Annotated in this window: 9 protein-coding genes; 2 read left to right on the top strand and 7 right to left on the bottom strand. The window is 60.1% G+C overall.

The window, feature by feature from the left end; genetic code table 11:
* From V7787_RS44825 to rplM, 5 genes are all read right to left on the bottom strand, one after another.
* Nucleotides 1-777 (bottom strand): cytochrome c1 (locus V7787_RS44825; protein WP_020190056.1); only part of this gene is annotated, 777 nt, incomplete at its 3' end.
* Nucleotides 777-1,988, bottom strand: a complete 1,212-nt coding sequence (locus tag V7787_RS44820; protein WP_010952438.1) for a cytochrome b — start codon at nt 1,986-1,988, stop codon at nt 777-779. The genes V7787_RS44820 and V7787_RS44825, both read right to left, overlap by 1 nt.
* The gene (gene petA, locus V7787_RS44815) at nt 1,988-2,581 is read right to left on the bottom strand and encodes a ubiquinol-cytochrome c reductase iron-sulfur subunit (protein WP_003251823.1); all 594 of its coding nucleotides are present in this window, start codon (nt 2,579-2,581) and stop codon (nt 1,988-1,990) included. Before petA ends, V7787_RS44820 begins: the two co-directional genes overlap by 1 nt.
* Before the next feature lie 261 nt (nt 2,582-2,842).
* Nucleotides 2,843-3,235 carry a 30S ribosomal protein S9 gene (rpsI, locus tag V7787_RS44810; RefSeq protein WP_003251821.1) on the bottom strand — a complete coding sequence of 131 codons (393 nt, stop codon included), beginning with the start codon at nt 3,233-3,235 and terminating at the stop codon, nt 2,843-2,845.
* Nucleotides 3,236-3,249: 14 nt separating this feature from the next.
* Nucleotides 3,250-3,678, bottom strand: a complete 429-nt coding sequence (gene rplM, locus V7787_RS44805) for a 50S ribosomal protein L13 (protein ID WP_003251819.1) — start codon at nt 3,676-3,678, stop codon at nt 3,250-3,252.
* 258 nt (nt 3,679-3,936) lie between these two features.
* Between rplM and V7787_RS44800 the strand changes: the two genes are divergently transcribed.
* Entirely contained in the window at nt 3,937-4,977 is a 1,041-nt protein-coding gene (locus V7787_RS44800) for an NADP(H)-dependent aldo-keto reductase (protein ID WP_064490730.1), read from the top strand.
* Nucleotides 4,978-5,167: 190 nt separating this feature from the next.
* On the top strand, nt 5,168-6,088 hold the full coding sequence (locus V7787_RS44795) for a GlxA family transcriptional regulator (protein WP_196766167.1): 921 nt from the start codon (nt 5,168-5,170) through the stop codon (nt 6,086-6,088).
* Between the two features lie 106 nt (nt 6,089-6,194).
* Here V7787_RS44795 and zapE read toward each other — a convergent pair whose 3' ends face one another.
* Both zapE and V7787_RS44785 read right to left on the bottom strand, forming a co-directional pair.
* Complete coding sequence (zapE, locus tag V7787_RS44790; protein ID WP_064490729.1) at nt 6,195-7,289, bottom strand: cell division protein ZapE; 1,095 nt, start codon at nt 7,287-7,289, stop codon at nt 6,195-6,197.
* A 212-nt stretch (nt 7,290-7,501) separates the two neighbouring features.
* Entirely contained in the window at nt 7,502-8,851 is a 1,350-nt protein-coding gene (locus V7787_RS44785; RefSeq protein ID WP_064490728.1) for a tryptophan--tRNA ligase, read from the bottom strand.
* Nucleotides 8,852-8,875 lie beyond the last annotated feature (24 nt).

The raw sequence follows: 8,875 nt of genomic DNA, 5'->3' as shown, positions 1-8,875 counted from the left end.
GTGCACGTCCTTCCAGTATTCACGCTTGAGCAAGTAGGCGAATACGAAGAAGAAAGCCAGATACAGCAACACATAGGTGCCGATGCGCTGGCTTTCCAGTTTGACTGGGTTGGCCGAATAGGCCAGGAAGGTCACAAGGTTCTTGACCTTCTCGTCGAACTGCTCGGCCGTCAGGGTACCGGAATTCGGCGTAATGGTCAGCTGATCGCAAGCTTCATGGGTCAACGGGCTGCCGGTCAACGGGTCGAATTGCTTCTTGCCATCGACCACCGTCTGCACCTGCTTGCAACCCACCACCTGGTTACCTTGCAGACCCACCAGCACGTTAGGCATGCCGACGTTCGGGAATACCTTGTTGTTCACCCCATAAGGGCGCGATGGGTCCTCATAGAAACTGCGCAGGTAGGTGTAAAGCCAATCGGTACCGCGCACGCGGGCGACCAGTGTCAGGTCGGGCGGCGCGGCACCGAACCAGGTCTTGGCGTCGCTGGGCTTCATGCCGATCTGCATGTGGTCACCGATCTTGGCACCTGTGAACACCAGCTTCTCGAGCATCAGTTCATGCGGGATACCCAGGTCGTCAGCCACCCGCTCGTAGCGCTGGAACTTGGCACTGTGGCAACCCATGCAATAGTTGACGAAGGTACGCGCACCGTCCTGCATGGCGGCCTTGTCAGTCAGGTCGATATCGACCTTGTCCAGCTCCAGGCCATGTTCGGCAGCGAAGGAAAAGGCGGGCATCACTGCCAGCAAAAATACTGCAATCAACTTTTTCATCAGCCAGTCACCCTTTCCGGAACCGGTTTGGTCTTCTCGAGCCTTGTGTAGAACGGCATCAGCAGGAAGTAGGCGAAGTACAGCACCGTGCATACCTGCGACAGCAAAGTACGCCCAGGTGTCGGTGCCAGTACGCCCAGCACGCCGAGGATGACGAAGGACACGCAGAACACCAGCAGGAAGACCTTGCTGATCCAGCCCTTGTAACGCATGGAACGCACCGGACTGCGGTCGAGCCAAGGCAGTACGAACAGCACGGCGATGGCCGCCCCCATGGCAATGACGCCCATCAGTTTGTCAGGCACCGCACGCAGGATTGCGTAGAACGGTGTGAAGTACCACACCGGCGCGATGTGCTCTGGAGTCTTGAAGGCGTTGGCCTGCTCGAAGTTAGGTTTCTCCAGGAAGTAACCGCCCATTTCAGGGAAGAAGAACACCACGGCGCAGAACACGAACAGGAACACCACCACGCCGACAATGTCTTTGACGGTGTAGTACGGGTGGAACGGAATACCATCCAGCGGAATACCGTTTTCGTCCTTTTTCTTCTTGATGTCGACGCCATCAGGGTTGTTCGAACCCACTTCGTGCAAGGCGAGGATGTGCAATACCACCAGGCCGAGAATCACGATTGGCAGGGCAACCACATGCAGGGCGAAGAAGCGGTTCAGGGTGATGCCCGAGATCAGGTAGTCACCACGGATCCACTGGGTAAGGTCATCACCGATCACCGGGATGGCACCGAACAGCGAGATGATCACCTGGGCGCCCCAGTACGACATCTGCCCCCATGGCAGCAGGTAGCCCATGAACGCTTCAGCCATCAGCGCCAGATAGATCAGCATGCCGAACAGCCAGACCAGCTCGCGTGGCTTCTGGTAGGAGCCATAGAGCAGGCCGCGGAACATGTGCAGGTAGACCACGATGAAGAACGCTGACGCCCCCGTGGAGTGCAGGTAGCGCAGGATCCAGCCGTATTCCACGTCACGCATGATGTACTCGACCGAGGCGAACGCCTCTTCCGCCGAGGGCGTGAAGCTCATGGTCAGCCACACGCCGGTCACGATCTGGTTGACCAGCACCAGCAATGCCAGGGAGCCGAAGAAGTACAGGAAGTTGAAGTTCTTGGGTGCGTAATACTTGCTGAGGTGGTCTTCCCACATCTTGGTGGCGGGGAAGCGAGCATCAATCCAGTCCATGAACTTGCTCATCATGCGTTCTCCTGGTCGACGCCAATGACGATGATCTCGTCCGACTCATAAGAGTGCGGTGGCACGGGCAGGTTGAGAGGCGCCGGCTGGGACTTGTAGACACGACCAGCCAGGTCATAGTGAGAGCCGTGGCACGGGCAGAAGTAACCACCCACCCATTTCGGCCCAAGGTCGGCGGGCGCCACTTCTGGCCGGAAGGTGGGCGAGCAGCCCAGGTGCGTGCACAGGCCGACGAGAATGAGAATTTCCGGCTTGATCGAGCGAACCTCAGGGTCGACGTACGCTGGCTGTACCGAGGCCTTGGACTCGGGATCGGACAGGTCACCCGTGATTTTTTTCAGATTGCCAAGGATTTCCTCCGTTCGCCGCACGATGAATACGGGCTGGCCACGCCACTCGGCCACCATCTGCTGCCCTGCCTCGACCTTGGCGATGTTGACCTTCACCGGTGCACCCGCGGCTTTCGCCTTGGCACTGGGAAACCATGACCCCACGAACGGTACCGCAGCCCCCACTGCCCCCGCCGCCCCGACCACGGATGTCGCGGCTACGAGGAAGCGGCGCCGGCCTGCGTTGACGCCGTCATTGCTCATTCAGTCCTCTCCCATCAGCTTGCTTGGCCAGTTGGACCTGGCCTGTACTTAGGTTGTGTCAATGGCACTAAAATTGGCCGTCATGGTAAGAAACAAATCCACACACTGACAAGGTGATTACCCCGGCAAGGGCGACAACCCACGCTTTGCTTGATCTACGTCTATGCGACAAGCGGCCACTGACTGCTGACAGGTTAGTTCAAGGCTAAAAAAAAAGCCCGGTTCCAAGGAACCGGGCTTTTTTCGACTGCCGAAGCGGTATTAACGCTTGGAGTACTGAGGACGCTTACGCGCTTTACGCAGACCCACTTTCTTACGCTCAACTTCACGAGCGTCGCGGGTGACGTAGCCAGCACGACGCAGAGCGCCACGCAGGGTTTCGTCGTATTCCATCAGAGCGCGGGTGATACCGTGACGGATCGCACCGGCCTGACCGCTGACACCACCACCGGAAACGGTGACGTAGATGTCGAATTTCTCAACGGATTCAGTCAGCTCGAGCGGCTGGCGAACAACCATGCGAGCGGTTTCGCGACCGAAGAACACGTCCAGAGAACGGTTGTTGATGGAAATGTTACCAGTACCCGGACGCAGGAATACGCGAGCGGTTGCGGTCTTGCGACGGCCAGTGCCGTAATTTTGAGTCGCCGACATAATGAACTATCCCGTTAGATCTTCAGTTCTTGAGGCTGCTGAGCAGTGTGTGGGTGAGCAGCACCCGCGTACACTTTCAGCTTGCGGTACATGTCGCGACCCAGCGGGTTCTTAGGCAGCATGCCTTTGACCGCAGTTTCGATAACACGCTCAGGGGCCTTGGCGATCAACTTCTCGAAGTTGATTTCCTTGATACCGCCTGGGAAACCGGAGTGGGAGTAGTACATTTTGTCGGAAGACTTGGCACCAGTCACACGAACCTGCTCGGCGTTGATAACAACGATGTAGTCGCCGGTGTCAACGTGAGGGGTGTATTCTGGTTTGTGTTTGCCACGCAGACGGGTAGCGATTTCGGTAGCCAGACGACCCAGGGTCTGGCCAGCGGCGTCGACTACGAACCACTCGCGCTTTACTGTTTCCGGTTTAGCAGTAAAAGTTTTCATTCTCTAAAGCCTCAGAGGCCGCCCAGCGAAAAATAGACGGCGAATCTTACTGGATAGTGCACAGCTTGCCAAGGGCAAGCGCGCAGCCGAACACAGACGCTTTTGGGGGCTCGGGTCGGGCACGCCAATGTTCGACGGGGTTCTTCCTGCGTGATGGTGCATCACTTCCGCCACGCGGAGAGGGGCTGAATTATCCAGATTGCGCGAAAAATTTCAACCTGCTTTGATTGGCTTCTATTGCCAAGGAGTGAATAACCGATGGAATACCGCCAGCTCGGCCGTACCGACCTCAACGTCAGCGCCCTGTGCCTGGGCACCATGACCTGGGGCGAGCAGAACATCCAGGCCGAGGCCTACGAACAGATTGCCCGGGCCAAGGCTGCCGGGGTCAACTTCATCGACACCGCCGAGATGTACCCGGTCCCTCCCCGCCCGGAGACCTACGCGGCCACCGAGCGCATCATCGGCAACTGGTTCCGTGACAATGGCGACCGCGACGCGTGGATCCTGGCCAGCAAGGTGGCAGGCCCGGGCAACGGCATCAGCCATATCCGCGACGGGCAGCTCAAGCACAACCGTCAGCACATCGTCGCGGCGCTGGACGAAAGCCTCAAGCGCCTGCAGACCGACCGTATCGACCTGTACCAGCTGCACTGGCCAGAGCGCAGCACCAACTTCTTCGGCAAGCTGGGCTACCAGCACCTGCCGCAGGATCACTTCACCCCACTGGAAGAAACCCTCGAAGTGCTCGACGAGCAGGTGCGTGCGGGCAAGATCCGCCACATCGGCCTGTCCAACGAAACGCCGTGGGGCACCATGAAGTTCCTGCAACTGGCCGAGAGCCGGGGCTGGCCACGGGCGGTATCGATCCAGAACCCGTACAACCTGCTCAACCGCAGCTTCGAGGTGGGCCTGGCAGAAGTGGCCATACGCGAGCAATGTGGCCTGCTGGCCTATTCGCCGCTGGCCTTCGGCATGCTCTCGGGCAAGTACGAGAACGGCGCACGGCCAGACAATGCACGCCTGACCCTGTTCAGCCGCTTTGCCCGTTACTCCAACCCACAGACCGTGGCGGCCTGTAGCCGCTACGTGCAGTTGGCCCGCGAGCACGGCCTGGACCCGGCGCAAATGGCCCTGGCGTTCGTCACCCGACAGCCGTTCGTGACCAGCAATATCATTGGCGCCACCAGCCTGCAGCAACTGGACAGCAACCTGGCCAGCCTTGAACTGAACCTGAGCGCCGATCTGCTGACAGCGATCGAAGCCATTCATCAGGAGCAGCCCAACCCGGCGCCTTGAGCCAAACACTGCGCCCCGCTTCGCGCCGCTGTTACATGGGGTAGACACAATCGCCAAAAAATAAGACGATCCAGCCGGTGATTGACCACTCTACCCTATAAGAACAATGACAATGATGTTTACCCAACCCTCAGCGTCGCTGCGGCGCGTCAGCATCCTGGCCATTGACAAGGTGTTCGCTTCGACCTTGATGCAGGCCAAGGACTTCTTCCACCTCGCCAGCCTGCGCTACAGCAAGCAGCTGGGCCTGGGCTTGCAGCCCATGTTCGAAATCCGTCTGGTGAGCCCCGACAGCCAGCCCGTGGACAGCTTCAGCAATGTGCAGTTACCGGTTGACGGCGGCCTGGACGACGCTGATGTAATCATCCTCCCTGCCTTCTGGGATGATTTCGACAACCTGCTGCAACGTTATCCACAGGTGCTGCCGTGGCTGCGTGAACAGCACGCGCGTGGCGCGGTGCTGTGCGCCGAGGCCAGTGGTGTGTTCTGGCTGGCCGAATCCGGCCTGCTCGATGGCAAGGAGGCGACCACCTACTGGCGCTTCTTCAACAGCTTTGCCGAACGCTTCCCGCAGATCCGCCTGAACCAGGACAAGCACCTGACCGATGCCGACAATATCTATTGCGCCGGCGGTGCAACTTCAGCCTGCGACCTGTACATCTACCTGATCGAACGCTTCTGCGGTGCCAACGTGGCCCGTGCGGTGTCCCGCGATATCCTTTACGAAGTGCAACGCAACTACACCCCAGGGCGCATGGGCTTTGGCGGGCAGAAGCTGCACCAGGACCTGATCATCCTGCAGATCCAGCACTGGCTGGAGGAGCACTTCGCCGACAAGTTCCGCTTCGAGGATGTGGCCCGCAACCACGGCATGAGCATCCGCAACTTCATGCGCCGCTTCCAGGGCGCAACAGGTGACAAGCCGCTGCATTACCTGCAACGGTTACGCATCGAGACAGCCAAGGGGTTGTTGTCGAGCACGCGCAAGAGCATCAAGACCATCAGTTACGAGGTGGGCTATGACGATGCCAGTTTCTTTGCGCGGCTGTTCCGCCAGCATACCGAGTTGTCGCCGAACCAGTATCGGCAGCAGTTCATGCAGGAAGCCTGAAAGGCTTCCGGTGCGCCAGGTTTCGAGCTTGAAGCGACAAGGAAAAACAAGAGCGGATCGCGCATTGCCCTGAAATTTCCTTGCCGCCCGAAGCTTGCCGCAGGCGTCAGGGCTTGTGCGCGCGCGCCAGGAATTCGTGCGACTGCATCTCCAGCAACCGGCTCAGGGTACGCTGGAACTCGAAGCTCAGACGCCCACCGGTATACAGGTCCTTCAACTCCACCTCGGCCGAGATGATCAGCTTGACGTTGCGATCGTAGAACTCGTCCACCATGTTGATGAAGCGGCGGGCGATGTCGTCGGTGGTGACGCCCATCTGCTCCACGTTGCTCAGCAATACGGCGTGGAAGATCTTGCCCAGCTCAATGTAGTCGTTCTGGCTGCGCGGCCCGTCGCACAGGTCGCGGAAGTCGAACCAGGCGACGTCGTCGCAAGTACGCAGGGCATTGATCGGGCGGTTCTCGATCATCAGCACGTCGTTCTCGATCGCCTGGGTGCACTCAGGGGTGAGCGCCTTGAAGCTGGCGCGCATGCTCTGGTGCGCCGCGTCATCGAGCGGGAAGTGGAACAGTTCGGCCTGCTCCAGGTGACGCAGGCGGTAGTCGACCCCACTATCGACGTTCACCACGTCGGTGTACTGCTTGATCATGGCGATGGCCGGCAGGAAGCGCGCACGCTGCAGGCCGTCCTTGTACAGGCCGTCCGGCACGATGTTGGAGGTGGCCACCAGCGACACGCCATTCTTGAACAGCTCTTCCATCAAGGTGCCGAGGATCATGGCGTCGGTAATGTCCGACACGAAGAATTCGTCGAAGCAGATCACCTTGGCTTCTTCGCTGAAGCGCCTGGCAATGATGGTCAGCGGGTTCTTCTCGCCCTTGAGGGTTTTCATCTCCTCGTGCACACGCTTCATGAAGCGGTGGAAGTGCGTACGCATCTTCTGCTTGAACGGCAGCGCTTCGTAGAAGGTATCAACCAGGTAGGTCTTGCCTCGCCCCACCCCACCCCAGAAGTACAGGCCCTTGACCGGAGTCTGCTCCTTCTTGCCGAACAGCTTGCCGAACACGCCCGGCTTGTTGTTCTGCGCGTGCACCAGGTCGTCGTACAGGCGCTGGAGGTGACGCACCGCAGTTTCCTGCGCCGCGTCATGGAAGAAGTCGGGACGTTTCAGATCTGCTTGATAGCGTTCTAAGGGAGTCATGATTCGTTAGCGAGGCAACAAAAAACGGGCCGTCACTGTAGCGACAGGCCCGCTTAATGGCAATCAGTCTGTGGGAGCGGGCGTGCCCGCGAACACCGGCAAAGCCGGTGCCATGCACTGCGGCGCCTGTTTCGCGGGCATGCCCGCTCCCACACGGATCGCGCCAGCTTTCAGAAATTGAGCAAGACAGTTACTCCCACCGTTTGGCAGCCTCAGTCCTGCTGTGGCGCCAAGGCTTCGTTCAGGCTCTGAATGGCCGCATCACGGGCTTCGGCGCTGTCGAACTGCGGCCCGTCGGCGACCTGCTCGCCATTGAGCCACAGGCCGAAACTCAGGCCTTCGACGCGCACATCAACCTCGCCACCTTGCTGCAGCTGCTTGCTCACGGCGCCGACACTCTTGCCGTCGGCGAAGCTGCGCGACAACAGCAGTTGCTCGCCGTCAGCGGCCAGCAGGCGGAAGCGGAAGCTGCCGTCTTCATCACGGAAGCTGACAAAACGCGCGCTCTTGGTGGCTTTTTTCTTCACTTCGGCGGTGGCCTGCACGCTGCTGCGGAATGAACGCAGGCCAACGGCCTCGCGCAGCTGCTCGAGGAACGGCGTGGCGATCTTGCGGGCCTTGGCGGCGCCAGCCAGCAGGATGTCTTCCAGGTCCGCCGGCCGGGCGATCAACTGGTGATAGTACTCGCGCTTCTCGGCCAGCTGGCCGTCCAGCAGCTGGAACAGGCGCTGCTTGGCATCGCCCCAGCCCAGGCCCTGCAGCAGCTCTTCGCGGAAACCGGCGCATTGTTCAGGCGTGGAGAAGGCCTGATACAGGGTGAACAGGTGCGCGTTGTCCGGGTCTTTCGCCTCACCTGGCGCGCGCGAATCGGTGACGATGCGCGAGATGGCGTCTTTCATGTCCTTGGCGCTGGTGAACAACGGGATGGTGTTGTCATAGCTCTTGGACATCTTGCGCCCGTCCAGGCCCGGCAGGGTCGCCACGCTTTCCTCGATCACAGCCTCCGGCAAGGCGAAGAAGTCCTTGCCCTGGCCGAACAGGTGGTTGAAGCGCTGGCCGATATCGCGGGCCATTTCCACGTGCTGGATCTGGTCACGGCCAACCGGCACCTTGTTGGCGTTGAACATCAGGATATCGGCGGCCATCAGCACCGGGTAGCTGAACAGGCCCATGGTCACGCCGGCGTCCGGGTCTTCACCGTTCTCGACGTTCTTGTCCACCGAGGCCTTGTAGGCATGCGCGCGGTTCAGCAGGCCTTTGGCGGCAACGCAGGTCAGCAGCCAGGTCAGCTCGGGGATTTCCGGGATGTCGGACTGGCGGTAGAAGGTCACCTTGTCCGGGTCCAGGCCACCGGCCAGCCAGGTGGCGGCGATTTCCAGGCGCGAGCGCTGGATGCGCAGCGGGTCGTCGCACTTGATCAGGGCGTGGTAGTCGGCCAGGAAGTAGAACGAGTCGACACCGGGCTGCTGGCTGGCACGGATCGCCGGGCGGATGGCGCCGGCGTAGTTGCCCAGGTGCGGAGTGCCGGTGGTGGTGATACCGGTAAGAATGCGCGTGGTCATGGGTGTTCGCTTATTCAGGCTTGG

It is taken from the genome of Pseudomonas sp. CGJS7 (assembly GCF_036961695.1).
The sequence above is the reverse complement of the archived record's forward strand: the minus strand, read 5'-3'. Positions and strand labels throughout refer to the sequence as shown.

Excerpts from the sequence above, each read along its gene's own strand:
- V7787_RS44820 (WP_010952438.1), bottom strand. The coding sequence starts at position 1,988 with ATGAGCAAGTTCATGGACTGGATTGATGCTCGCTTCCCCGCCACCAAG.
- petA (WP_003251823.1), bottom strand. The coding sequence starts at position 2,581 with ATGAGCAATGACGGCGTCAACGCAGGCCGGCGCCGCTTCCTCGTAGCC.
- rpsI (WP_003251821.1), bottom strand. The coding sequence starts at position 3,235 with ATGTCGGCGACTCAAAATTACGGCACTGGCCGTCGCAAGACCGCAACC.
- rplM (WP_003251819.1), bottom strand. The coding sequence starts at position 3,678 with ATGAAAACTTTTACTGCTAAACCGGAAACAGTAAAGCGCGAGTGGTTC.
- V7787_RS44800 (WP_064490730.1), top strand. The coding sequence starts at position 3,937 with ATGGAATACCGCCAGCTCGGCCGTACCGACCTCAACGTCAGCGCCCTG.
- V7787_RS44795 (WP_196766167.1), top strand. The coding sequence starts at position 5,168 with ATGCAGGCCAAGGACTTCTTCCACCTCGCCAGCCTGCGCTACAGCAAG.
- zapE (WP_064490729.1), bottom strand. The coding sequence starts at position 7,289 with ATGACTCCCTTAGAACGCTATCAAGCAGATCTGAAACGTCCCGACTTC.
- V7787_RS44785 (WP_064490728.1), bottom strand. The coding sequence starts at position 8,851 with ATGACCACGCGCATTCTTACCGGTATCACCACCACCGGCACTCCGCAC.